Origin of the sequence: Arthrobacter sp. Soil764 (assembly GCF_001428075.1) — a bacterium.
GTDB lineage: Bacteria > Actinomycetota > Actinomycetes > Actinomycetales > Micrococcaceae > Arthrobacter.
In genome coordinates this window covers 142,111-166,986 of record NZ_LMSI01000020.1, presented here as the reverse complement: position 1 = coordinate 166,986, position 24,876 = coordinate 142,111, and the positions used below count along the sequence as shown (strand labels likewise).

General features: G+C 67.3%; 18 protein-coding genes. 5 read left to right on the top strand and 13 right to left on the bottom strand.

The window, feature by feature from the left end:
* Positions 1-29: 29 nt before the first annotated feature.
* Together ASG86_RS12190 and ASG86_RS12185 are read right to left on the bottom strand one after the other, a co-directional pair.
* Positions 30-1,100, bottom strand: coding sequence for an IS110 family transposase (locus tag ASG86_RS12190; RefSeq protein ID WP_056334431.1), 1,071 nt, complete (start codon positions 1,098-1,100; stop codon positions 30-32).
* Positions 1,101-1,452: 352 nt separating this feature from the next.
* On the bottom strand, positions 1,453-2,901 hold the full coding sequence (locus ASG86_RS12185) for a glycoside hydrolase family 3 protein (protein WP_056334428.1): 1,449 nt from the start codon (positions 2,899-2,901) through the stop codon (positions 1,453-1,455).
* A 388-nt stretch (positions 2,902-3,289) separates the two neighbouring features.
* Here ASG86_RS12185 and ASG86_RS12175 point away from each other — a divergent pair, with 388 nt between their 5' ends.
* Positions 3,290-4,441, top strand: a complete 1,152-nt coding sequence (locus ASG86_RS12175) for a glutamate--cysteine ligase (RefSeq protein WP_056334424.1) — start codon at positions 3,290-3,292, stop codon at positions 4,439-4,441.
* A 176-nt stretch (positions 4,442-4,617) separates the two neighbouring features.
* Here ASG86_RS12175 and tsaD read toward each other — a convergent pair whose 3' ends face one another.
* The 6 genes from tsaD to ASG86_RS12145 are packed head-to-tail and all read right to left on the bottom strand — an operon-like array spanning position 4,618 to position 9,901.
* Entirely contained in the window at positions 4,618-5,709 is a 1,092-nt protein-coding gene (gene tsaD / locus ASG86_RS12170) for a tRNA (adenosine(37)-N6)-threonylcarbamoyltransferase complex transferase subunit TsaD (protein ID WP_056334421.1), read from the bottom strand.
* Positions 5,706-6,200: a ribosomal protein S18-alanine N-acetyltransferase gene (gene rimI, locus ASG86_RS12165; protein WP_056334420.1), complete on the bottom strand. Its 495-nt coding sequence runs from the start codon at positions 6,198-6,200 to the stop codon at positions 5,706-5,708. Before rimI ends, tsaD begins: the two co-directional genes overlap by 4 nt.
* Before the next feature lie 20 nt (positions 6,201-6,220).
* On the bottom strand, positions 6,221-6,892 hold the full coding sequence (gene tsaB, locus ASG86_RS12160) for a tRNA (adenosine(37)-N6)-threonylcarbamoyltransferase complex dimerization subunit type 1 TsaB (protein ID WP_056334417.1): 672 nt from the start codon (positions 6,890-6,892) through the stop codon (positions 6,221-6,223).
* A complete protein-coding gene (tsaE, locus tag ASG86_RS12155) occupies positions 6,886-7,518 on the bottom strand; it encodes a tRNA (adenosine(37)-N6)-threonylcarbamoyltransferase complex ATPase subunit type 1 TsaE (protein ID WP_056334415.1) in 633 nt (210 codons plus the stop codon). The genes tsaB and tsaE overlap by 7 nt, the downstream gene beginning before the upstream one ends.
* Positions 7,515-8,753, bottom strand: coding sequence for an alanine racemase (alr, locus tag ASG86_RS12150; RefSeq protein ID WP_056334412.1), 1,239 nt, complete (start codon positions 8,751-8,753; stop codon positions 7,515-7,517). The genes tsaE and alr overlap by 4 nt, the downstream gene beginning before the upstream one ends.
* Before the next feature lie 56 nt (positions 8,754-8,809).
* Complete coding sequence (locus ASG86_RS12145) at positions 8,810-9,901, bottom strand: carbohydrate kinase family protein (protein WP_056334406.1); 1,092 nt, start codon at positions 9,899-9,901, stop codon at positions 8,810-8,812.
* Positions 9,902-9,991: 90 nt separating this feature from the next.
* Here ASG86_RS12145 and ASG86_RS12140 point away from each other — a divergent pair, with 90 nt between their 5' ends.
* The 4 genes from ASG86_RS12140 (at position 9,992) to ASG86_RS21135 (ending at position 15,769) form a co-directional block, all read left to right on the top strand.
* Positions 9,992-11,419 carry a family 4 glycosyl hydrolase gene (locus ASG86_RS12140; protein ID WP_056334405.1) on the top strand — a complete coding sequence of 476 codons (1,428 nt, stop codon included), beginning with the start codon at positions 9,992-9,994 and terminating at the stop codon, positions 11,417-11,419.
* A gap of 76 nt (positions 11,420-11,495) precedes the next feature.
* Positions 11,496-12,761, top strand: a complete 1,266-nt coding sequence (mshA, locus tag ASG86_RS12135) for a D-inositol-3-phosphate glycosyltransferase (RefSeq protein WP_056334404.1) — start codon at positions 11,496-11,498, stop codon at positions 12,759-12,761.
* Positions 12,762-12,868: 107 nt separating this feature from the next.
* On the top strand, positions 12,869-14,545 hold the full coding sequence (locus ASG86_RS12130) for a formate--tetrahydrofolate ligase (protein ID WP_056334401.1): 1,677 nt from the start codon (positions 12,869-12,871) through the stop codon (positions 14,543-14,545).
* Between the two features lie 621 nt (positions 14,546-15,166).
* A complete protein-coding gene (locus ASG86_RS21135; protein ID WP_327019827.1) occupies positions 15,167-15,769 on the top strand; it encodes a hypothetical protein in 603 nt (200 codons plus the stop codon).
* Between the two features lie 374 nt (positions 15,770-16,143).
* On the opposite strand, the gene ASG86_RS12120 is transcribed toward ASG86_RS21135, so the two are convergent.
* The 5 genes from ASG86_RS12120 to glgX all read right to left on the bottom strand — a co-directional run bounded on the left by ASG86_RS12120 (position 16,144) and on the right by glgX (position 24,860).
* Positions 16,144-17,229, bottom strand: a complete 1,086-nt coding sequence (locus ASG86_RS12120; protein WP_056334397.1) for an inositol-3-phosphate synthase — start codon at positions 17,227-17,229, stop codon at positions 16,144-16,146.
* Positions 17,230-17,387: 158 nt separating this feature from the next.
* Complete coding sequence (mgrA, locus tag ASG86_RS12115) at positions 17,388-18,428, bottom strand: L-glyceraldehyde 3-phosphate reductase (protein ID WP_056334396.1); 1,041 nt, start codon at positions 18,426-18,428, stop codon at positions 17,388-17,390.
* A 101-nt stretch (positions 18,429-18,529) separates the two neighbouring features.
* Positions 18,530-20,299 (bottom strand): malto-oligosyltrehalose trehalohydrolase, encoded by a 1,770-nt coding sequence (gene treZ, locus ASG86_RS12110; RefSeq protein WP_056334394.1) that lies wholly within the window; start codon positions 20,297-20,299, stop codon positions 18,530-18,532.
* Positions 20,296-22,623, bottom strand: coding sequence for a malto-oligosyltrehalose synthase (gene treY / locus ASG86_RS12105; RefSeq protein WP_056334391.1), 2,328 nt, complete (start codon positions 22,621-22,623; stop codon positions 20,296-20,298). The genes treZ and treY overlap by 4 nt, the downstream gene beginning before the upstream one ends.
* A complete protein-coding gene (gene glgX / locus ASG86_RS12100; RefSeq protein ID WP_056334388.1) occupies positions 22,620-24,860 on the bottom strand; it encodes a glycogen debranching protein GlgX in 2,241 nt (746 codons plus the stop codon). Before glgX ends, treY begins: the two co-directional genes overlap by 4 nt.
* Between the last annotated feature and the right edge of the window lie 16 nt (positions 24,861-24,876).

The following is a 24,876-nucleotide window of genomic DNA, read 5'->3' as shown; positions in this document are numbered from 1 at the left end:
GTAGCGTTAAGTGACCCTTCTATAGTTCGTCAAACCGTGCAGGGGTCCAGTTTTGCCGCGTTGAGGGTTCGGTAGATGCGCCGGGCGAGATAGCGTTTCACGCACCGGCGAATCTCCCTTTTGGTCCGTCCTTCGGCTTGTCGTTTCTCGACGTAGGCAGTGGTTGCGGCGTCGAATGTCATCCTGCTGACGGCGGCCATGTGAAGAGCCCTGTTCAAGGTTCTGTCGCCGCCGCGGTTGAGTCTGTGCCGGACAGTGTTTCCGGAGGATGCCGGGATTGGGCTGACTCCAGCCAGGGAGGCGAAGGCGGCCTCCGAGCGGACCCGCCCCTGGTGGGACCAGGCAGTGAGGCAGATGGCGGCCGTGACGGGGCCGAAGCCGTTTTCCTGCAGCAGTGGCGCGGCTTCGCTGATTTGGACCAGTTCGGTGATCTGGCCGTTGTTGGTTTTGATCTCCGCGTCGAGCTTGCTGATGTGGTTGGCGAGCCGGACCACTTCGGAGCGGGCAATCGAGATGGCTAGTGGTTCGTCCCGTGCCCGCCACCGGGATACCTCGGTGATCTGGGAGCCGGTGAGGGGTTTGCGGGCGTCAAGGCCAAGATCGTTCACTCTGAGGAGCGCGGTGAGCGCATTCACGGCCCGGGTGCGGTCCGTGGTCATGGACTCACGGGCGCTGATAAGAATGCGCAGGCCTGCGCGTACGCCTTCATTGAGTCGGGGCCGGCGCAGCTGCTGCTCATCCAGTGGCAGGACGGCGGCGGCGATCCGGTGCGCGTCCAATGAATCGGACTTGCCGACCCCGTGGTGGGTCCGGGCATCCATGCGTGCGGCTTCGACGACGGGATAGCCGGCGGCGCCGACGGCTCCGGCCAGCAGCGCGCCGTAGGACGCGGCGCCCTCGATCACCCACAGAGCAGCCAGGTCAGCGCAGGTGAGGCGGGCCACCCAGGCGATGGCCCGATTGATACCGGTGCTGGTAGTGGGGAAATCCCGGCTCTGAAGCAGCGAGCCGGTGGCGGTATTGATGATGGCGAAGACATGTTTTTTCGCGTGGGTATCGACTCCCACGACAAATGGGTAGGAATGAGCAACGATAGACATAGCGGTTCTGGCACTTCCTCTACTTCGTGGATATGGTCAGGGCCGCGCGCGGCCGGTACCAGCCCGGGTAGAGGTCACTTCGGAACAGCACTGTGACGAGCCACGCCCTCTAGGGGCGGACAACCTTCTGATCAAGTCACCAAAGTGGGCCGGGAAGGTACCGGCCGGCCCACGCCATAGACGGACAAGTCACTTACAGGACACCCCAACCGGGGGCCAATCGTTTTGTGAGTCACGACCACAGCGCGGAACGGCCAGTACCAACTCTGCCAGCCAGTCCCAGACCAGCCACCCCAATCCTCACAGTCGTTTTGAGCGGTGAAAACGACACTTAGCGCTACTTACTTGGGAGTCAGGGGCAGCCGGTTCCCGCAGGAAAGGGCCCGACGGCGGCGGGCAGCTTCCCGGGAGCCGGCGCCTTTCCTGCCAGCACGGCGGCCAAGGCGTCGAAGGCAGCGTCAGTGCGGCCGTACAGCGCCAGCTTTACCGGGGCCGTGGAGTTCTGGAGCGGCCAGGGGGCATCGAGGGCCACGGCGATGTCCCCGCCCGCCGCCTTCCCGCCGAGGCCGATCAAATTCACCAGCGGACCTGATCCAACCGCCAGGCCGGCGCGGGCCGCGGCTGCTTCGAAGCGCTCCCGGTCCCCCGGTCCCCCGCCGGTAACACGTACAGCACCGGGAACAAGCGGGCCGCTGCACGGGCCGGAGACAACCGTAAGGGCCGACGCTGACACCCGGGCCGACAACGCAGCACCGCTTCCGGCGGGGGCACCTGCCTCCGCCGTTCCGGCGGCCGCCGTGGTCCGGGCATGCCAGATCATCATGGTGGCCACCCGCTGCGCAGCCTCATCGAGCCGGGCGCCGGGAAGGGTCCCGGCGGCCAGGGCCTGGAGGATGGCTGCGTGCGCCTGTTCCACGTCCGCGGGCATCAGCAGCAGGTCGGCGCCGGCTCCCAGGGCCTTCACTGCGGCAGCGCCGGCGGGGTACTGGTTGTCCACGGCCCCCATGTTGAGGGCATCCGTCACGGCCACGCCTTTGAAGCCCAGGTCCCGCATCGCGGCGTAGCTCGGTGCAGAGAGCGACGACGGCACTCCGGGTTCCAGCGCAGGCACGGCGATGTGGCCGGTCATGACGATGGGCAGACCCGCGGACACGGCTGCCTGGAAGGGTTTCCAGTCCCGGGCGCGGAGTTCGTCAATGCCGGCCGGCTGTACCGGGAGGCTGAGGTGGGAGTCGGTTGTCACCGAGCCATGTCCGGGAAAGTGCTTGACGGTGGGGAGCACACCGGCGTCCAGCATGCCCTGGGAGAAGGCAACTCCGTGGGCGGCAGCGGCAGCCGGATCGGCGGACATGGAGCGCGCGCCGATGGTGGGGTCGGTGGGCCCGACCGTCACGTCCGTGTCCGGCGCGAAGTCGAGGTCGAAGCCCAGCGGCACCAGCTCGCCGGCCAAACCCTTTCCCGCTTCCCGGGTCAGGGCCAGACTGCCGGCCGCACCGTAGCTCATGGGCGTGGGCCATTCGGTCAGCGGCTGGCCCAGGCGTGCCACGGCGCCGCCTTCCTGGTCCACGCCGATGATTCCCGGCCAGCGTCGGCCGTCAGCGGCCACGGCCTGCTGCAGCCGCTGGTTCACGGCACCCATGGCAGCTACATCCACCTTCCCCTGCGGGTCGCGCGGCACGTTGTCGCCCATGATGATGGACCCGGCCAGGTGCAGGCGCTGGATCAGCGCGGCGTGCGCCTCCACCTGGCTGCCCTTGAAGAACGGGAGCAGCACCTGCCCGGCCTTCTGCTCCGGCGACATGGCTTTGACAGCGGCTGCCGCGGCGTCCTGGTCGCGCTGCTCCGGGCCCCACCCAAGCGGGCGGGAGCCTGGGTCAGGTGAGGCAGAAGCGGTGGGAGGCGCCGTCGTCGTACTTGCTGATGCGGAAGGGGACGCAGTAGTGGGCGACGCCGGGGACGACGGCGGAGCCGGGTTTGGCGAGGCGGTGCAGGAGGCCAGTGCCAGGGCCGACAGGGCCAGGAAGAGGGGGAAGGTTTTGGCGGGACTGGTTTTGGCGGCGCTGTGACGCGTGGGGAACGGGGCCATCAATACGATGCTACCCCTGCACTAGACTTGAACCACCCGTTCGCCAGCCGGCGCAGCCTGTGAGCGGCATCAGCCAGCGGCAAACCGGACAGTAAGGAAACGTGTGAAGATCGACTTCGCGTCATCGAGGCAGTCAACCCTCGGTGTTGAGTGGGAGCTTGCCCTGGTGGACGGAAAGACGGGCGAGCTCGCGTCCGTGGCCAACCAGGTGCTCCGCGGCGTGGCGTCGCGCCACCCGGAACTCAACGAAGACGACGAACATCCGCACATCAAGCAGGAACTGCTGCTGAATACGGTGGAACTGGTTACCGGCATCTGCGAGACAGCGGCCGAGGCCAAGGAGGACCTTAGCCGGTCCGTCGCTGCCGTCCGTGAAATCACCGATCCCATGGGCGTGGAGCTGTTCTGCGCCGGCAGCCACCCGTTCAGCCCGCCGCAGCTGCAGCCGGTGACGGACAAGGCGCGGTACGCCAAACTGATCGACCGCACCCAGTGGTGGGGCCGGCAGATGGTCATTTACGGCGTCCACGTGCACGTGGGCCTGGACCGCCGGGACAAGGCACTGCCCGTCCTGGACGGCCTGGTCAACTACTTCCCGCACTTCCAGGCGCTCTCCGCGTCCAGCCCGTTCTGGGGCGGCGAGGACACCGGCTACGCCTCCCAGCGCGCGCTGATGTTCCAGCAGCTTCCCACGGCGGGCCTGCCCTTCCAGTTCAAGTCCTGGGAGGAATACGAGTCCTACGTGCAGGACATGACCACCACCGGCGTCATCGACACCATCTCGGAGATCCGCTGGGACATCCGGCCGGTGCCTGCGCTCGGGACCATCGAGATGCGCATCTGCGACGGCCTGGCCACGCTGGAGGAAGTGGGCGCCATCGCGGCCCTCACCCAGTGCCTGGTGGACGAGTTCTCCACCACCCTGGACAACGGCGGCACCATTCCCACCATGCCGCCGTGGCACGTGCAGGAGAACAAGTGGCGCGCCGCCCGCTACGGCATGGACGCCATCATCATCCTTGACGCCGCGGGCCGGGAGCAGCTGGTCACCGAGCACCTGCTGGAGACGCTGAACCGGCTGGAGCCCGTCGCGGCCAAGCTTCACTGCCTGGACGAGCTCGCCGACGTCGAGAAAATCATCCGCCGCGGCGCCGGGTACCAGCGGCAGCGCCGCGTTGCCGCGGAGAACGGCGGGAATCTCCAGGCCGTGGTCCTGGACCTGGTCAAGCAGATGCGGAACGGCCCCACCGCTTGAGACGGCCCCGCCTCACGTGCCCCCTTGGCTGACGTGCCCCCTTGGCTGACGTGCCCCCTCCGAAACGGGGCACTTCGACACGGACACGCCGGCCGCCGTCGTGATGTACGACGGCGACGCTCCCAAAGTGCCCCGCGACGGGTTGGGCGGGCCTACTGCCGCCGGGCCTACTGGCGTCACGCCGGGAGAGATACCGAGGTGACCGGCATGGACGAGTCCGGGGCGAAGCCGATTCCGCTGGGTTCCACGCCGGCCATCACCAGCTGCGCGCCAAGGGCCGCCACCATGGCGCCGTTGTCCGTGCAGAGGTCCAGGGGCGGCACGTGCAGCCGGATGCCGGCGGAGGCGCAGCGCTGCCCGGTCAGTTCGCGCAGGCGTGAGTTCGCGGCCACCCCGCCGCCCAGCAGGACATCCCGGATGCCGTGCTCACGGCAGGCCAGCACCGCCTTGGATGAAATCACGTCCACCACGGCTTCCTGGAAGGCGGCCGCGATGTCAGCCACCGGGATCTCCTCCCCACGGGCCTCGAACTGCTCCACGCACCGGGCCACCGCCGTCTTGAGGCCGCTGAAGGACCAGTCATACCGGTGCGGCCCAGGCTCCTCCGCCGTGCCCATGTACTTGGGCTGGGTGAGGCCGCGGGGAAAGCGGATGGCCTTGGGGTTGCCCCCGCGGGCCACCTTGTCGATGGCGGGGCCGCCCGGGTAACCGAGGCCCAGGATGCGTGCCACTTTGTCGTAGGCCTCGCCGGCGGCGTCATCGATGGTGGAGCCCAGGAGCTCCACGTCGCGGGTGATGCTGCTGATCCGCAGGATTTCGGTGTGTCCGCCGGACACCAGCAGGGCGCCCAGGTTCTCCGGCAGCTCCTGCTTCCGGCCGCTGGCACGGTCATCCAGCAGTCCCACGCCCACGTGCGCCACCAGGTGGTTGATGGCGTACAGCGGCTTGCCGGTGGCGACGGCGAGCGCCTTGGCGGCGCATACGCCCACCATCAGTGCGCCGGCCAGCCCGGGCCCGGACGTCACGGCGATGGCGTCCACCTCGTCAAGGCCCACACCGGCGTCTGCCAGTGCCTGCTCCAGGGTGGGGACGAACGCGTCCAGGTGGGCACGCGAAGCGATCTCGGGAATGACGCCGCCGAACCGGACGTGCTCGTCCATGGAGGAAGAGACGGTGTTGGTGAGGAGGGTGGTGCCGCGGACGATGCCGACGCCGGTTTCGTCGCAGGATGATTCGATGCCCAGCACCAGGGGCTGTGAGCGGTTCATGGCTGGCCTTCCTCCGTTGCGTGTTGGCCATCAGTGTCGGGTTCGGCGAGCTGGAGCCGCATGATCAGGGCGTCCACCCCGTCGCGGTAGTAGCGGGGCCGGATGTGGATCTGCTCGAAACCGAACCGCACGTACAGCTGCTGCGCCCGCGGGTTGTCGGCACGGACTTCGAGCAGGACGTCGGCCGCACCGCGGTGCCTGGCCTCCCCGATCAGTTGCCTGAGCAGGGTGCTGCCAATGCCGCGCCCCTCATAGTCAGGGACGACGGCGATGGTCTGGATGTCCGCGATGGGCTCGATGCACATCAGCCCGGCATAGCCCACAATGCCGTCGCTGGTCTCCGCCACGAGGTAGCGGCGGGTCTCCGGCTGGGAGAGTTCGTCGATGAACATGTGCACGGGCCAGGCGTCAATCGGGAACAGCTGCTGCTCCAGCGCGCCGACGCCGGGCACATCATCCAGGGTCATGTCGCGGACGGTGACACCTGCCATGCGGGGTGCCGGGTGGGTACTCACAGTGCCCGCTTCCGTGGTCCGGGAACCTGGGCATCGGATTCGCGCAGGTACAGGGGTGTGGTGTCCGGCAGGGTATCCCCCGCAGCCAGCCTGGCCAGGGCGAACTGGCCAAGGTACAGCGCGTCAGGCTGCTCCGCGGCGAACTCCGGATGGGCCTGCAGGACGTCTTCGTAGAGCCCGGCACCGGCGCCGAATGCGGGCAGGTCCGGCAGGTCAGCGGCGAATCCGACATGCGGGCCGTCCTCCAGCTTCGGCAACTGGCCGTCGTCCAGGCTGTAGCGGGCCCAGTAGACCTCTTTCCGGCGGGCATCGGTCACCACCAGGAACTCCGGGACCGCGGCCGTGGATTCGGCCACCTCCAGCGCCACCGCGTCCAGGCTCATCAGTCCGTGCAGGGGCTTGCCCCAGACAAAGGCGAGTGTCCGTGCCGTGGCAATGCCTGAACGCAGCCCGGTGAAGGGGCCGGGACCTACCCCCACCACCAGCGCATCGATGTCCTGCCCGGTGACGCCGGCGTCCGCCAGCATGGCGTGGATGCCCGGCGCGAGGACCTCCGCATGGCTGCGGGTGTCCTCAGTGGCGAAGCTGGCCAGCACGCCTTCAGGGGCTTCATTGGACAGCAGCGCCGCGCTGGCCACCGCGGAAGTGTCAATCGCGAGGATCAGCATGGGACGTTTCCTCCCGGCGCACCCAGGTCGGGCCCGCCCAATTCCGGGCCGCCCAGTTCCGGGGCAGCTGCCCACCGCGGCCCGTACCCGCGCATCACGATGGTGCGGGGCTCATCGGTGTCTTCGCCGTCGAAGTCAAGGGTTCCGGTTGCGGCTCCTGGGGCCCCGGTACTAAGCCCGATGGCGCGCAGCAGGTCGATCTCCAGCCGGCTGTCGCTCAGGTGCTCCACCCGCTCATGCCCCCACTCCACCACCGTCACGGACGAATCCATCGTATTTTCGAGGTCGATATCGTCGATCTCCGCCGCCGAACCCAGCCGGTACGCGTCCACGTGCACCAGGTCGGGGCCGCCGGGACGCGGGCCGTCGGGCAGGTTGGGATGGATCCGGACCAGGACGAACGTGGGCGAGATGATGCCGGCGCGGACACCCAGGCCCTCGCCCAGGCCCTGGGTGAACGTCGTTTTTCCGGCACCCAGCTCGCCGGACAGCACCAGCAGGTCCCCGGCCTGCAGCACCTCCGCCAAACGTGCGCCGAACGCGTGCGTCTGGTCCGCCGTCGTCGCCGTAAACGTCTTTTCCCAGTTGGCGGCCTGGTTGGCGGCCAACTGTTCAGGCGCGCTCATGCGGCCCCCGCTGCGCCGGGCACGCCCACCAGGCCCTGGCCGTTGCGCGCCGGCTCGTCCTCATTGATGAAGCGGCGCGGAACACGGGGGCTGATGCGGGTCACGATCTCATAGTTGATGGTTCCGGCGGCGCGGGCCCAGTCCTCCGCGGTGGGTCCGCCGTCGGCACCGTCACCAAAGAGCACGGCTTCCGTCCCCTGCAGTGCGGCCCCGGATGCCTCCGGCCCAAGGTCGATGACCATCTGGTCCATGGCGATTCGGCCCACTACCGGGTAGGTCTTCCCGCCCACGCGGACGGGCCCGCCGGAGGCAATCCGGGGGACGCCGTCGGCGTAGCCCATGGGAATCAGGGCCAGGGTGCTCGCTGTCCGGGTGCGGTAATGCAGGCCGTAGGAGACGCCCTGGCCCTCGGGGACTTCCTTGCATTGCGACACCAGGGTGCGCAGCGTCATGGCGGGGCGGAGCCCGAGCTCTGCGGAGGTTTGCCCGTCAAACGGCGAAAGCCCGTAGATGCCCAAGCCCACCCTGACCAGGTCGAAGTGGGTGTCCGGCCGGGACAGTGTGGCGGGGGTGTTGGCCAGGTGCCGGACCTCGGGGTCCACGCCCGCGTCCTCGGCAATGGCCAGCGCCTCCCTGAATGCGGCCAGCTGTTCGTCCGTCTCGGGCCGCTCCGGCTCGTCTGCCACGGCCAGGTGCGAGAAGATGCCCACCACGCGCAGCAGGCCCTGGTCCTGGTATTCCACGGCCTCCCCCACCAGGCGGTCCCAGGCCTCGGGAGTGGCTCCGTTGCGTCCCAGCCCGGTGTCCACCTTGAGGTGCACCCGTGCCGGGCGCTCCTGTTCACGGGCCGCAGCCACGATGCGTTCCAGCTCCCACCCGGAGCAGCCAATGTCCACGCCGGCGGCCACGGCAGCGCCGAAATTGCTGTCGGTGGTGTGCAGCCAGGCGAGGAGCGGCGCGTCGATGCCGGCGGCCCGCAGTGCGAGGGCCTCGGAAATGTGGGCCACGCCGAGCCATGCCGCGCCGGCCTGCAGGGCTGCGCGGGCGACGGGAACGGCGCCATGCCCGTACGCATCCGCCTTGACGACGGCCATGACTTTCGCGGGGGAAGCGGCGGCGGCGAGCCGGCGGACGTTGTGCCGGATGGCGTCCAGGTCGATCACGGCGGACCGCTCGTGGCGGGGGTCCGGCCCGGAGGCAGCGCTGAATTCACCGGTTGTTGCGGGGTAGGTCACCTAAGTGATTCTAGTGCGGGCACTTCGCGCCGAATAATCAGGGCCTCCAGCACTTCCTAGGCATCCGACAGGTGAGCGATGGTGGCGGACGCCCGGCGCTGGGCTGCCAGCGGCACGTCTTCGATGATGTCCGCGAGGAACCCGAAGCGCCGCAGCCATTGGCTCGTCTGCCGTTCCGGACGGGCATTGGCGCGTCTCCACCAGTCGGCGATGTCGCCCCAGCCCGGGGCGGCCAGCGAGCCGCCCACCTCCTGCACCGCCAGGGCTGCACAGAGGTTGGCGAACCGGAGCCTGTCCCCCAGGGGCCAGCCGGCCAGCGTTCCCACAATGAACGCCGCGTCGAAGCAGTCACCGGCTCCGGTGGGGTCGTGTGCCTTGACCGGAAGCGACGGGACCCACTCCTCTTCACCGGTTTCCGAGTCCACGGCCATGGCGCCCTGAGGACCCAGGGTCACCACGGCCACCGGAACACGGTCCGCCAGCGCGTAGAGGGCACTCCACGGATTGTCCTTGCCCGTGAACGCCATGGCCTCGCGCTGGTTGGGCAGGAAGGCGTAAAAGTACTGAAGGTTCTCGAGCCGCACGGGGGCCCATTCCCCACTGGGGTCCCACCCCACGTCCCCGAACAGTTTCAGCCCGGCGGCATGGGCTGCCCGGGCCCACGGTTCCACTTCCAGCCCCACCTCGGCGATGCCGGCGAGCGCCTTGGGCGGGTCCCCGATCAGCTCGGAGTTCGTCACCGGCGCAGAGTGGCCGTGGGTCACCAGGGAGCGGTCCTGGTCCACGCAGAGCGACACCGTCACCGGGGAGTGCCAGCCCGGGACGCGGCGGGAGAGGCTGAGGTCAACGTGTTCCTGGCCGGAGAGGATCTTCCAGTTGAAGTCCCCGTAGCCGTCGTCCCCGAACGCGGCAGCCAACCCGGTGCGCAGCCCCAGCCTGGCAGCGGCGATGGCCTGGTTCGCCACCCCGCCGGGGCAGCTGCCCATGCCGTCGCTCCAGATTTCCGTGCCGGGTTCGGGCCCGTGGGGCAGGCCGGTAAAGATGATGTCCTGGAACACGGTTCCGGCCAGCAGGAGGTCGAATCCAGGTTCAACGGGCGAACGGACGGCAGCCAAGGGGTCGAAGGGGCGTGCGGGGATGGCGTCCATAGTGCGCAGGATACGCCGTGCCACACAGCTGCGGTAGGGACTTTTGACAGGTCTGGACGGGCTGTCGGAGGCTGGTCCTAGACTGCAGGTATGCGGCTTCTGATTGCCGGCGGCGGGGGTTTCCGGGTTCCGTTGATATTCCGGGCCCTGGTGTCCGGCCGCTTCTCCGGGCTGGTCACCGAACTGGTGCTGTACGACGTCGATCCCGGCCGCCTTGATGCCGTCACCGCGGTGCTGGACAGCATGCCCCCGGGCGACAGTTCCCGTCTTCCGGTCCAGGCCACCACCAACCTTGCCGAAGCCCTGTCCGGCACCACCATGGTGTTCGCCGCGATCCGGCCGGGCGGCACGGCGGGGCGCGTTGCGGACGAGACGGTGGCGCAGGACCTGGGGCTGCTGGGGCAGGAAACCACGGGGGCCGGGGGGATTTCCTATGCCTTGCGGACCATTCCGCACATGCTGCACCTTGTCCGGCTCATGCGGAAACACTGTCCGGAGGCGTGGCTGATCAATTTCACCAACCCCGCCGGAATGGTCACCGAGGCGCTGGTTCCGGTCCTGGGGCCCCGGGTCATCGGGATCTGTGATTCTGCGGGCGGGCTGGTCCAGCGGGCGGCGGCCGCTGCCCGCGTGCAGTTGCCGGAGGGGCGGCTCGACGGCGTGGGCTACTACGGGCTGAACCACCTGGGCTGGCTGTACCGGCTGGAGTCCGGCGGCCGGGACGTGCTGCCTGCCCTGTTGGCCGACGCCGGGGCGCTGCAGTCGTTCGAGGAAGGCCGGCTCTTCCCGCAGCCGTTCCTGGCGGAACTGGGCATGCTTCCCAACGAGTACCTGTACTACTACTACCGACTCGACGCAGCCCGGCTGGCCATGCAGGCAATGGCGCAGACCCGCGGCGAAAGCATCCACCGGCAGCAGCAGGAGCTGTATCCCCGGCTGGCCTCTGCCGGGCCTGACGCCTACCGGTTGTGGGAGGTGGCGCGGCGCTCCCGCGAGGAGGGCTACCTGGCCGAGGCGCGGCACGACGGCGAGCGCCGGGCCGAGGAGGACCTGGCCGGCGGGGGCTATGAGCGGGTGGCGCTGTCGGCTATGCGGGCACTCGCCGGCGGCGGGGACACCCAACTGGTCCTGAACACCCGGAACACGCTCACCCCCGCCGGGCAACCCGAAGCCCACCCACCAGCGTCCCCCACGGCTGCAGCAGCCGCTCCCCAACCCGCCATTCCCGGCCTTCCCGCGGACGCCGTCGTCGAGATTCCCTGCACCGTGACAGCCACCGGGGCGGTCCCGCTACCGCAGCAGGCACCGGCCGGCGCGCAACTGGAGCTGCTCCAGCGGGTCAAGGAGGTGGAACGGCTCGTGGTCCGCGCGGCCACCACCGGCAACCGAAACGCGGCACTGGAAGCCTTCGCCCAGCACCCGCTCGTGGATTCGCCGGACCTGGCGGCGAAGCTCCTGGCGGGTTACGAGCAGGCTTTCCCGGCGTTGGGGAAGATGTGGGAGGGCGGCAGGCGTTAGGGGAAGGAGTAATGTTTTATCGAATGCGCACTGAGCCGGCTCCCCTCACACCTGCCGGCTGCCGGAAGGAGGTCCCGTGGCACTGATCCGCAGGGTCGCGTTACTCTCCCTCCACACCTCCCCCATGGAACAGCCGGGCTCCGGTGACGCCGGCGGAATGAACGTCTACATCCGCGAGCTGGCGTCCGCGCTTGCCGAAGCGGGTGTGGAGGTGGAGATCTTCACGCGCGCCACTTCAGCCGACCAGCCCGCCGTCGAACACCCCGATCCGGGTGTGTGCGTGCACAACGTCCTGGCCGGCCCGCCCCGGAAGATCCCCAAAGAAGAGCTTCCCGGGCTGCTGCATGCCATGGTGGCCCAGATCGAGCAGATCCGGCGCCGCCAGCCGCACGGCCGCTACGACGTCATCCATTCGCATTACTGGGTGTCCGGAATCGCGGGGCTGGAACTGTCCGAGCTGTGGGGCGTGCCGCTGGTGCACACCATGCACACCATGGCCAAGGTCAAGAACCTGCTGCTGGAGTCCGGCGAGCAGCCGGAACCGCGCCGGCGCGAGGTGGGCGAGCACCGCATCGTGGACGGCGCGGCCAGGCTTATTGCCAACACCAGCTCGGAAGCAGCCGAACTCGTCTCCCACTACGGCGCCACCTACGACCGCATCGACATCGCCCCTCCCGGCGTGGACCTGGCCACCTTCACCCCCGCATTCCGTGCACGGTCCCGGGCGCGGCACGGCATCAGCCCGGAGACCTTCCACCTCGTGTTCGCCGGCCGCATCCAGCGGCTGAAAGGCCCGCACGTCCTGGTCAAGGCGGCAGCGCTGCTGCGGAAACGCCGCCCGGACATCGATCTGCGCGTCACCATCCTCGGCGCCCTGAGCGGCAACAAGGAATTCAACCTGCGCTGCCTTATTGCGGAGGCAGGAATGGACGACGTCGTCACGCAGCTTCCGCCCGTGAAGGCACCTGAGCTGGCGTCCTGGTTCCGCGCGGCGGACGTTGTGGTGATGCCGTCCTTCAGCGAGTCCTTCGGGCTCGTGGCGCTCGAGGCGCAGGCCTGCGGCACGCCCGTGGTGGCCACTCGGGTGGGCGGGCTTTCCCGCGCCATTTTCCACGGCCGGACCGGCCTGCTGGTGGACGGCCACCACGCAGCCGACTGGGCCGATGCCCTCGAAGCTTTGTACGACGATCCCGCCACCCGCGAGGACCTGGGCCGGGCTGCAGCCATTCGTGCCCAGAACTCCGGCTGGCAGCGCACCGCTGCCATCACGCTGGAAAGCTACCACGCCGCCGTCGAGAACTTTGTGGGCCTTCGCCTGGCCCCGGTGATTCCCGCTTCCTGATTTTCCTTCGCCGACGCCCTGGGTGCTGTTAGCTTAGGGGCATGCCTCCGGCGCCTGCCGGTGCAGGAATGGACTGCGCAGGACGAACTGCGTGGGAAAGGACAAGGATGTCTGCTCTCCCTTCTGATCTTGAGATAGCCCGGGCCGCCCGGATCCGGCCGATCGCGGACATCGCCGCTGCCGCAGGGGTGAACCCGGAAGCCCTGGAGCAGTACGGGCGGTACAAGGCCAAGATTGATCCGGCCAGGCTGGCAGCGCCGGCGCCCTACGGCAAAGTGGTACTGGTATCTGCCATGTCCCCCACCCCGGCGGGCGAGGGAAAATCGACCACCACCGTGGGTCTGGCGGATTCCCTGGCCCGGGCCGGCCGGAAGGTGATGATTGCGCTGCGGGAGCCCTCGCTGGGTCCGGTCCTGGGGATGAAGGGCGGTGCCACCGGCGGCGGCTTTTCACAGGTGCTGCCCATGGATGAGATCAACCTGCACTTCACCGGCGACTTCCACGCCATCACATCGGCCAACAACGCCCTCATGGCTCTGGTGGACAACCACATCTACCAGGGCAACGCACTGAATATCGATCCCCGCCGGATGACGTTCAAGCGCGTGCTGGACATGAACGACCGGGCCCTGCGGGAGGTGGTCATTGGTCTGGGCGGGCCTTCGCAGGGCGTGCCGCGGCAGGACGGGTTCGACATCACGGTGGCCTCCGAGGTCATGGCCGTTTTCTGCCTGGCCAAGGACCTGGCCGACCTGCGGTCGCGGCTGGGCCGCATTACTTTCGGCTACACGTATGACCGGGTGCCCGTGACGGTAGCGGACCTCGGGGTGGAAGGCGCCTTGACGCTGCTCCTGAAGGAGGCCATCAAACCCAACCTGGTCCAGACCATCGCCGGCACGCCCGCCCTGGTCCACGGCGGTCCCTTTGCGAACATCGCCCATGGCTGCAATTCACTGATTGCCACGCAGACCGCCCGTCGGCTCGCGGACATTGTGGTCACAGAGGCCGGTTTCGGCGCGGACCTCGGGGCGGAGAAGTTCATGGACATCAAGGCACGGTACGGGAGCCTGGCGCCGTCCGCCGTCGTGGTAGTGGCCACCGTTCGGGCCCTGAAGATGCAGGGCGGGATGGCAAAGAACCAGCTGGCCCAGCCGGATGTAGCTGCGCTCGAAGCGGGGGTGGCAAACCTGCGCCGGCATGTGCGGAACGTGGAGAAGTTCGGGGTAACGCCCGTGGTGGCGATCAACAGGTTCTCCTCCGATTCCCAGGAGGAACTCGACTGGCTGCTGGCATGGTGTGCTGCCGAAGGCGTAGCCGCCGCCGTGGCCGACGTGTGGGGGCGGGGCGGCGGCGGCGACGGCGGTGACGAGCTGGCGGCCCTGGTGCTGCAGGCGGCGGAGGGACCCAACAGCTTCCGGCACCTCTACGCCCTGGGGCTGCCGGTGGAGGACAAGATCCGGACCATTGCCCAGGAGATCTACGGCGCGGACGGCGTTGACTTCTCGGTGCCGGCTCTGAAGCGGCTGGCCGACATCGAACGCAACGGCTGGAGCGGTCTGCCGGTCTGCATGGCCAAGACGCAGTACTCGTTCACGGATGATGCCTCCCGGCTCGGGGCCCCGAAGGGCTTCACCATCCACGTCCGCGACCTGCTGCCCAAGACCGGTGCGGGCTTCATCGTGGCCCTGACCGGGGCCGTGATGACCATGCCCGGCCTCCCCGCCGTCCCGGCCGCCCTGCGCATGGACGTGGACGCGGACGGCAATCCCGTGGGCCTCACCTAGAACCCCGCTCACCTTTGACACTAAATCCCCCAACGCCCGCTCACCTCTGGCAGGCCTCCCTCAAACGCCCGCTCACCTTTCGCAGCCCTTCCCCCATCGCCCGCTCACCTTTCGCAGCCCTTCCCCCAACGCCCGCTCACCTCTGGCAGGCCTCCCAAAACCGCCGCTCAGTCCACACCCCAGGGAGCGACGGCAGAGATGGGATGACGTTTCAGCCTGTGGATAACTCCACACGTGCCAGCACCGTTTGCATAAGAATGCAGTATGCGATCCCGTCTGCCCTTACCTCCGCATCTGGCGAACAGACCTTTCACGGTTGAGAGCTCCAAGAGCGCCGGACTGGACCACAACCGCCTGCGCGGCGCCGACATCGAACACGTCAGCCGGGGCCTCTACCGCCCTGCTGCATGGGACTTCTGCCTCGGGGAGGCCGCCCGTGCTTTATCAGAAGCGACACCCGGAGCATGGATTTCCCATGTCACAGCGGCTCGCCTCCACAGTTCTCTCCTGCCCGCCTGGCTGTCAGACTCGAGCGAGCTGCATCTCAGCAAGCCAACGGCGCTTCCCGGAGCCCGCAGGAAAGGTATCCACGGCCATCGGGTCATTGTGAAGCCTGGCGAGGTGGAGTTCGTCGAGGGGATGTGGATCAGCACACGGGCACGCACGTGGCTGGACATGGCGAGGCTTCTGCCTCTGGAAGACATGGTGGCCATGGCGGACCACTTGGTTCGACTGCCCCGTCCCGAACTGGAGGGCCGGGAGGACGCTTACTCAACGGTAGAGGAACTACGGGGCATGATTGCCCGTCATCCAAATCTTCAAGGGGTTGTGCGTGCGAGGCAGGCACTGGAATTAGTGCGGGTTGGATCGGACTCTGCGCCCGAGACCTTCCTCCGGTTGGCCATGTTGGACGCAGGTCTTCCGACGCCGGAGTTGCAGCTGCCACTTCGCCCAGGAGACCCAAGATCACCCTCTGCCGACCTCGGCTTTCGACAGCGAAGAACTGCGATCCAGTACGACGGCGGCCACCACCTTCTGGAAGCACAGCGCCTGAGCGATCGGCGAAGGGACAAGGCCTTCGAAGCGGCCGGGTGGACGGTCATCGTCGTCGACAAGACCGATCAGAAGGACGGATTCGCTGCCGCTATCAAGAAGATCAAGCGAGCGATGAGGAATCCCGTGGCGGATGCGAGCGTCACGTCGGGATTTGCGAAGGAAGGCTGAACGACGCGGGAGGTACCCTGAGCGTCTTTGGTACTCAATTCGCTGCCTTCGGAGCCCGACCATGCTCTTCGCCGGTTTGACGAAACCACTGGCCAACGAGAAGGTGACCGGGCGTTTCCAAAAAACCCGACAAAGGTGAGCGGACGTTGCTTGAGAACTGACCAAAGTTGAGCAGGCGTTGCTAGACAGCAGACCAGACGTGGAGCGGGCGTCGCCAGAAAAGCCGCCAAAAGTGAGCGGGCGTCGCCAGAAAAGCCGCCAAAAGTGAGCGGGCGTCGCCGGGAAACGTGTCAAAGGTGAGCGGGCGTGTTAACCGGCGGCGCTCCCCCACCCCGGAGGGTGAGGGAGCGCCTAAAACGACAGAAGAGCGGCGTTTAGCGCTCCAGGTCGCCGCGGATGAAGGCTTCGACCTTCTCGCGGGCGAGGTCGTCGTTGAACTGCTCCGGCGGGGACTTCATGAAGTAGCTTGAAGCCGAGAGCAGCGGGCCGCCGATGCCGCGGTCCAGGCCGATCTTGGCAGCGCGGATCGCGTCGATGATCACACCGGCGGAGTTCGGGGAATCCCAGACCTCCAGCTTGTACTCCAGCGACACGGGGGCGTCACCGAAGTTGCGGCCCTCCAGGCGCACGAACGCCCACTTGCGGTCATCGAGCCACTGCACGTAGTCGGACGGGCCGATGTGCACATCCTTGGCAGCCAGTTCGGCTTCCACGTTGGAGGTCACGGCCTGGGTCTTGGAGATCTTCTTGGACTCCAGCCGGTCACGCTCCAGCATGTTCTTGAAGTCCATGTTGCCGCCGACGTTCAGCTGGTACGTCCGGTCCAGGGTCACTCCGCGGTCCTCGAACAGCTTGGCCATGACGCGGTGGGTGATGGTGGCGCCGATCTGGCTCTTGATGTCGTCACCGACGATCGGAACACCGGCGGCGGTGAACTTGTCAGCCCACTCCTTGGTCCCGGCGATGAAGACCGGCAGGGCGTTGACGAAGGCAACGCCGGCGTCGATCGCGGCCTGGGCGTAGAACTCCGCCGCCTGCTGGGAACCGACGGGCAGGTAGCAGACCAGGACGTCAACCTTGGCGTCCTTGAGTGCCTGGACCACGTCCACGGGCTCATCGGTGGATTCCTCGATGGTCTCGAGGTAGTACTTGCCCAGCCCGTCAAGGGTGTGGCCGCGCTGGACGGTGACACCGGTGGGCGGGACGTCGGCGATCTTGATGGTGTTGTTCTCGCTGGCCAGGATGGCGTCGGAAAGGTCGACGCCGACCTTCTTGCCGTCAACATCAAACGCGGCGACGAACTGAACATCGCCCACGTGGTACTGGCCAAACTCAACGTGCATCAGGCCGGGAACGGTCTCAGCGGGATCGGCATCCTTGTAGTACTGGACGCCCTGCACCAGCGAGGCGGCGCAGTTGCCCACGCCAACGATTGCAACACGGATCGGATGTGAAGACACAGAACTCCTTTGGGGACAAACGTCAGCCGGCCGGGTTTGCCTCGCAGAAAGTACGACGGCGGCCGGCTGGCACGGCGCCGCGCGGCGCCTTTTCATACTACCCAACGCAGCGGGACCGGGCGCGGTTGCGCCAGGTCCCGTCACGTAAGAATCATCCGTCAGGCGTTTTGCTTCCAGAGGTTGATGTCCGACTCCACCGCGAATTCGTCGATGGCGGTCAGTTCGTCATCGGAGAAGCTGAGGTTGTTGATGGCGGACAGGCTGTCCTCCAGCTGCCGGACACTTGAGGCGCCGATCAGGGCGGAGGTGACGGGCGATCCCTTGGGTTGGTCCCGCAAGATCCATGCGATGGCCATCTGGGCCAGGGACTGTCCGCGGCCCTCGGCGATCTTCCGCAGCCCGCGGACGCGGTCCAGTTTCTCCTCGGTGATGGAGTCCTCCGAGAGGAAACGGGCCTTGGCTGCCCGGGAGTCTTCGGGGATGCCGTGGAGGTAACGGTCCGTGAGCATGCCCTGCGCCAGGGGCGAGAAGGCGATGGATCCGGCGCCCACCTGGTCCAGCACCTCGTACAGGTTTGGCGAGCCATCCTCGGTCCAGCGGTTGAGCATGGAGTAACTCGGCTGGTGGATCAGCAGCGGCGTACCCAATTCCTTGAGGATGCGGGCGGCCTCGAGGGTCTGCTCCGGAGTGTAGGACGAGATGCCGGCGTACAGTGCCTTGCCGGAGCGGACGGCGTAGTCCAGGGCACCCATGGTCTCTTCCATGGGCGTTTCCGGATCGGGCCGGTGGCTGTAGAAGATGTCCACGTACTCCAGGCCCATGCGCTGCAGGGACTGGTCCAGGCTGGAGATCAGGTACTTGCGGGAACCCCATTCACCGTAGGGTCCGGGCCACATGTAGTAGCCGGCCTTGGTGGAGATGACCAGTTCGTCGCGATACGGCTTGAAGTCGTCCCGCAGGTGCCGGCCAAAGTTGGTTTCGGCGGACCCGTCCGGCGGGCCGTAGTTGTTGGCAAGGTCGAAGTGGTTAACGCCGAGGTCGAAGGCACGGCGGAGGATGTCCCGCTGTTCCTCGAAGCGCTTGTCGTCGCCAAAGTTGTGCCACAGTCCCAGGGAGATCGCCGGGAGTTTGAGTCCGCTGCGGCCCACGCGGCGGTAGGGCATTGATTCGTAGCGGTTGTCCGCTGCTGAATAAGTCATACATTCCATCCTGCCAGTCGTGACGTGGGCAACACGCCGAATGTTAGCGCTCAGCAGAAAAAGTTGCGCCGCGGACCCAGTCCGCGGCGCAACCCTTCGTTTCAGGACTTGAGGATCGCGGCGCTCCAGGGCGCCAGGTCAAGGGATCCGCTGTCCAGGGCGGTTCCTTCGTCCGTGGCCAGCAGGACGCTGCCGGAGGCTTCGTCCAACCGGACCTTCGCGTCCGAGAAATTCACCAACACCTCAACGCTGCCCCGCCGGAACCGCAGCCAGCCGGCGTCGTCCTCGAACGACACTTCCGTCTCACCAAAGCCGAGCCCCGCCAGCTCCGAATGCTCACGGCGCAGCGCGGTCAGCGCCCGGTACAGCTCAAGGAGCCGTGCGTGGTCGCCGTTGGAGGCCTCGGCCCAGTCCAGCTTGGACCGGCGGAAGGTTTCCGGGTCCTGCGGGTCAGGCACGACGGCGGGATCCCACCCCATGCGCTCAAACTCCTTGATGCGGCCTTCCGCGGTGGCCTTCCCGAGCTCCGGTTCCGGGTGGGACGTGAAGAACTGCCACGGCGTGGTGGCGCCGTATTCCTCGCCCATGAACAGCATGGGCGTGAACGGCGATGTCAGTGTGAGGACCGCGGCCACGGCGAGCTGTCCGTAGGACAGGGACTGCGAGAGCCTGTCCCCGGTGGCGCGGTTGCCGATTTGGTCGTGGTTCTGGTTGCAGACCACCAGCGCCGCCGGGTGCGCCAGGGCGGCGTTGATGGGCCGGCCGTGATGGCGTCCACGGAAGCTGGAGTAGCTGCCGTCGTGCAGGAACCCGTCTTTCAGCACCTTGGCCATTACGGCCAGGGACTCGAAGTCCGAGTAGTAGCCGGTGGTCTCGCCGCTGACGCTGACGTGCACCGCGTGGTGGAAGTCATCGCTCCACTGCCCGGCCAGGCCGTACCCGTTGGTGTCCCGGGGATAGATCAGGCGCGGGTTGTTGAGGTCCGATTCCGCGATGAGCGTCTTGGGCAGCCCGGTCTCGGCCGAGATGGCGTCGCCCAAAGCCCCCAGCTCCTCCAGGATGTGCACCGCGCGTTCATCCTTCAGAGCATGCACGGCGTCGAGGCGGAGCCCGTCCACGTGGTAGTCGCGCAGCCAGAGTGCGGCGTTGTCCAGGATGTATTCGCGGACCACGTCCGAGCCGGGCCCGTCCAGGTTCACGGAGTCGCCCCAGGTGTTGGCGTCCCCCTGCTTCATGTACGGGCCGAACTTGGGCAGGTAGTTCCCGCTGGGGCCAAGGTGGTTGTAGACCACGTCCTGGATGACGCCCAGCCCGGCGGCGTGGGCGGCGTCGACGAAACGCTGGTACGCAGCCGGCCCGCCGTAGCCTTCGTGGACGGTGTACCACTGGACGCCGTCGTAGCCCCAGTTGTGGGTGCCGTTGAAGCCGTTAACGGGCAGCAGCTCCACGAAGTCGATGCCCAGGTCCGCCAGGTAGCCCAGTTTCTCCACGGCCGCGTCCAGGGTTCCTTCGGGGGTGAAGGTGCCCACGTGGAGTTCGTAAATCACCGAACCCTGCAGGTCCTTGCCGCGCCAGCCGGAATCCCGCCATGCATAGGCTGCGGGATCGTAGGTCCGGGACTGCTCATGCACGCCGGCGGGGAGGCGTCGGGACCTGGGATCGGGAATGGGGGTGGTGTCGCCGTCCAGCAGGTAGCCGTAGTCCACGTCACCGTCCACAGGAGCGTCGGGGGCGGTCCACCACCCTTCGGATCCCGGCGCCGTTTCCTTCTCCAGCATGGGGTATTGCCGGCCGTTGGCCAGCAGGATGACGGACTTGGCGTCCGGCGCCCAGACGTCGAAGCGTTCGGGTCCAACGTTGACCAGGGTCATGCCTTTTCTCCATCCGCAGGTACCAGCAGGGCCACCGGGTAGGTACCCAGGACCTCTGCCACCAAAACCGGGCCCGGACCGTGGCTGGTTCCCGTGAATTCGTCCCGCATGGTGATTGAAAGGTCGACGGCGGTGTCCCGCCACCCGCCGCCGGCTTCCAGTCCGGCAGGGAGCCGGGTGGCAAACGTGAGGGCACCGGAGGATGGATCGGTTCCCCGGCTGAAGGCGAGCAGGTGCGCGGCGGCCGCGCCGGTGGCTTCCACCGGCGTGTATCCCTGGAACAGCTCAGGCTTGTCCCGGCGCAGCCGGAGGGCCCGCGAGGTGACCAAAAGCTTGCTGGCCTCCGTGCCCGCGTCCGGCAAGGTGCCGGCGTCGAGCTTTGCCAGCTCCGCCTGCCGGGCGCCAAAGTCCACGGGACGGCGGTTGTCCGGGTCCGTCAGCGAGCGTTCCCAGAACTCGCTGCCCTGGTACACGTCCGGCACGCCGGGCATGGTCAGCTGGACCAGCTTGGCGGACACCGAGTTTGCCGCGGAGTGGGCGTCGATGCGGGCCACGAAATCCGCCACCACTTTGGCGACCTTGGCGTCGTCAAAGACTGCGTCCACAGCGGCCTTCACCGTGGACTCGAAATCCTCGTTGGGATCTGTCCACTTGGTGGAGTTGCCCGCCTCCCGGGCAGCCTTCTCGGCGTAGCCCTGCAGCCGTTCCCGGCTGGCAGGCCAGGCTCCGATGATTGCCTGCCACAGCAGGTTCTCGTACGGGCCGTCCGGGATCGGCGCCAGGCCGCGGAGGGTCTCCAGCGTTTCCGCCCACTCCTGCGGCAGTTCGGCGATGACCGAGATCCGTGCCCGGGCATCCTCACTGCGTTTGGTGTCGTGGGTGGACAGGGTGGTCATGGACAGCGGCAGGTCCTGCTGGCGCCGCTGCATCCTCTGGTGGAATTCCTCCGGCGCCACCGAGAACTCAGTGGGTTCGGCGCCCACCTCGGTCAGGGTGCCCAGCCGGGTGTAGCGGTAGAAAGCGGTGTCCTCCACGCCTTTGGCCATGACCATGCCGGAGGTCTGCTGGAACCGGATGGCAATGGGATTGGCAGGATCCAGCAGCAGCGGAAGGAGGGTTCCCACCGCCACGTCCAGGTCCGGCCGGTGCGCGGCGGCTGACTCGCAGGCCTCCTTGAGGACGTCGGCGCCCACCGGCAGGTAGGACCGGTACACGGGGAAGGACGCGATGATCTCGGCGATGGCGTCGGCTGCCTGGTCCAGCTCCAGCCCGTAGGACTCCGGAACCAGCCGGGCCAGCCGCAGCACCTCAGAGCGCAGGATGCCGTCGGCGATCATGCGCTTGGTGCCGCGGATCATTTCGGCATAGTCCGCGGGCTGAGCGGTACCGCGCAGCCGGGCATCCAGTGCGTCCAGCGCCTGCTGCCCTGCCGGGTCAACGAAGACTCGGTCCACGTCCGCCAGGGCGTCATATCCGGTGGTGCCTTCGCACGCGAACTCCTGCGGCAGCACTTCCCCGGGTTCAAGGATCTTCTCCACCAGGACGTACGCGCCGCCGCTGAGGTCCTTGAGCCAGCGAAGGTAGCCTGCGGGATCGGCCAGGCCGTCCGGGTGGTCCACGCGGAGCCCGTCCACCAGGCCCTCGGTGAACCAGCGGCCCACCTCGGCATGGGCCTCTTCGAACACGGACGGCACCTCCACCCGGATGCCGGCGAGCGTGGTGACCGCAAAGAAGCGCCGGTAGTTCAGCTCGGCGTCGGCACGGCGCCAGTCCATCAGCTGGTAATGCTGGCGGCTGTGCACCTCCTGCGGAGAGTCACCTTCCGTGTACGAGCCCTCGGCCAAGGGGAACCGGTGGTCGTAGTAGCGGAGTTCGCCATCCTTGACCTCCAGCTTGTCCAGGTCAGCGTCGGAGCCCAGCATGGGGAGCCGGACCTTTCCGCCGCCCAGGTCCCAGTCGACGTCGAATGCTTCGGCGTAGGGCGATTCGCGGCCTTCCTTGAGGAGGGACCACCACCAGGGGTTCTGCGGCGGGGATGCCACGCCCACATGGTTGGGCACAATGTCCACCAGGACGCCCATGCCGTGTTCGCGGGCCGCCCTGGACAGGGCCAGCAGCCCTTCCGGGCCACCACGGTCAGGGTCCACGGCGGAGGGGTCGGTCACGTCATAGCCGTGGTCCGAGCCCTTCTCCGCGGTGAGGATGGGCGACAGGTATACCCAGTCCACGCCGAGGTCTTTCAGGTACGGGACCTGCGCGGCGGCGTCGAACAGGGTGAAGCTGCTGCGGATCTGGAAACGGTAGGTGGAGACCGGGGTCCTCATGCCTTCGTTGCCTTTGCCTCGCTTGCTTCCGCGGCCTTGGTCTGGGCCTCCACCATCTCCTCCTGGGCTTCCTCATGCTCGGCCATTGAGGCCAGGGAAGCCGCAGCGGAAAGGTCCACTTCTTCCTCGGGGCCAGAGTAGGCGCGCAGCACCACCATCGACTTCGCTTCCAGCGTCAGCGTCGCCTTCGCCTTGAGGGGCTCGTAGGCATCGGCCTGCTTGGCCGTATCGATCAGGACCTCCCAGTACTGGGAGTACTCGTCCGAGGGCAGGCAGAAGTCCACAACGTCGTCGTGGGCGTTGAAGGCCATGATGAAGCTGTCGTCGGTGATGCGCCGGCCGCGGGAATCCTGTTCCTGGATGCCGTCACCGTTGTAGAACACACCGATGGTCCGGCCGAACCCGCTTCCCCAGTCCTCCGGCAGCATTTCGGTGCCGTCAGTCTTCAGCCAAACGATGTCCGGCAGCTTCTCGCCTTCGCCGCGGCGTACCGGGCGGCCGTCAAAGAAGCGGCTGCGGCGGAACGTCGGGTGGTCGTGGCGGAGCTTGTTGACGAAGGCGGTGAACTCCACCAGCGGCTGGTCCATGGCTTCCCAGTGGATCCAGCTGAGCTCGGAGTCCTGGCAGTAGGTGTTGTTGTTGCCCTGCTGGGTGCGGCCGAGTTCGTCGCCGTGCAGCAGCATGGGCACGCCCTGGGAAAGCAGGAGGGTGGCGATGAAGTTGCGCTGCTGGCGGGCGCGCAGGGTCAGGACCTTGTCGTCGTCCGTGTCGCCTTCAACGCCGCAGTTCCAGGACCGGTTGTGCGATTCGCCGTCGTTGTTGCCCTCGCCGTTGGCCTCGTTGTGCTTCTCGTTGTAGGAGACCAGGTCGCGCATGGTGAAACCGTCGTGGGCGGTGACGAAGTTGATCGAGGCCACCGGCCGGCGGGCGGAGCTTTCGTACAGGTCGGCGGAGCCGGTCAGCCGGGACGCGAATTCACCCAGGGTGGAGGGCTCGCCGCGCCAGAAGTCGCGGACCGTGTCGCGGTACTTGCCGTTCCATTCCGTCCACTGCGGCGGGAAGTTGCCCACCTGGTAGCCGCCGGGGCCAACGTCCCACGGCTCGGCGATCAGCTTGACCTGGGAGACTACGGGGTCCTGCTGGATAAGTTCGAAGAAGGTGGAGAGCTTGTCCACGTCGTAGAACTCGCGGGCCAGGGTGGAGGCGAGGTCGAAGCGGAAGCCGTCCACGTGCATCTCGGTGACCCAGTAGCGCAGGGAGTCCATGAGCAGCTGCAGGGAGTGCGGGTGGCGCACGTTCAGCGAGTTGCCAGTGCCGGTGTAGTCCATGTAGTGCTTGAGGTCGTTGTCCACCAGTCGGTAGTAGGCCTGGTTGTCGATGCCCTTGAAGGACAGCGTGGGGCCCAGGTGGTTGCCTTCGGCGGTGTGGTTGTAGACGACGTCGAGGATCACTTCGATGCCGGCGCGGTGCAGGTCGCGGACCATGGCCTTGAATTCCTGGACCTGGTGCCCGACGTCGCCGGTGGAGCTGTAGGTGTTCTGCGGGGCGAAGAAGCCGATGGTGTTGTAGCCCCAGTAGTTGTTGAGGCCCTTTTCCACCAGGGTGCCGTCGTTGACGAACTGGTGGACCGGCATGAGCTCGATGGCGGTGACGCCGAGCTTTTTCATGTGGTCGATGACCGCGGGGTGGGCCACGCCGGCATAGGTGCCGCGCTGCTCTTCGGGGATCTCCGGGTGCAGTTCGGTGAGGCCCTTGACGTGGGCTTCATAGATGACCGACTGGTGGTACGGGATCTTCAGCTGGCGGTCGCCGTCCCATTCGAAGAAGGGGTTGATGACCACGCCGTGCATGGTGTGCGGGGCGGAGTCGGCGTCGTTGCGGGAATCGGGGTCACCGAATTCGTAGGAGAAGAGCGCCGGGTCCCAGTCGATCTGGCCCTGGACGGCCTTGGCGTAAGGGTCCATCAGCAGCTTGTTCGGGTTGAAGCGGTTGCCGCTGGCGGGATCGTAGGGCCCGTGCACGCGGTAGCCGTACTTCTGGCCGGGCTGGATGTGCGGCAGGTAGCAGTGCCACACGTAGCCGTCCACCTCGGTCAGTTCGATCCGCGTTTCGGTCAGGTCATCGGACAGGAGGCAGAGTTCCACCCGCTCGGCCCGTTCGCTGAACAGGGCGAAATTGGTGCCGGTGCCGTCAAAGGTAGCTCCCAGCGGGTAGGCATTTCCAGGCCAGACTTCCATCGTGCTCCTCATTTTG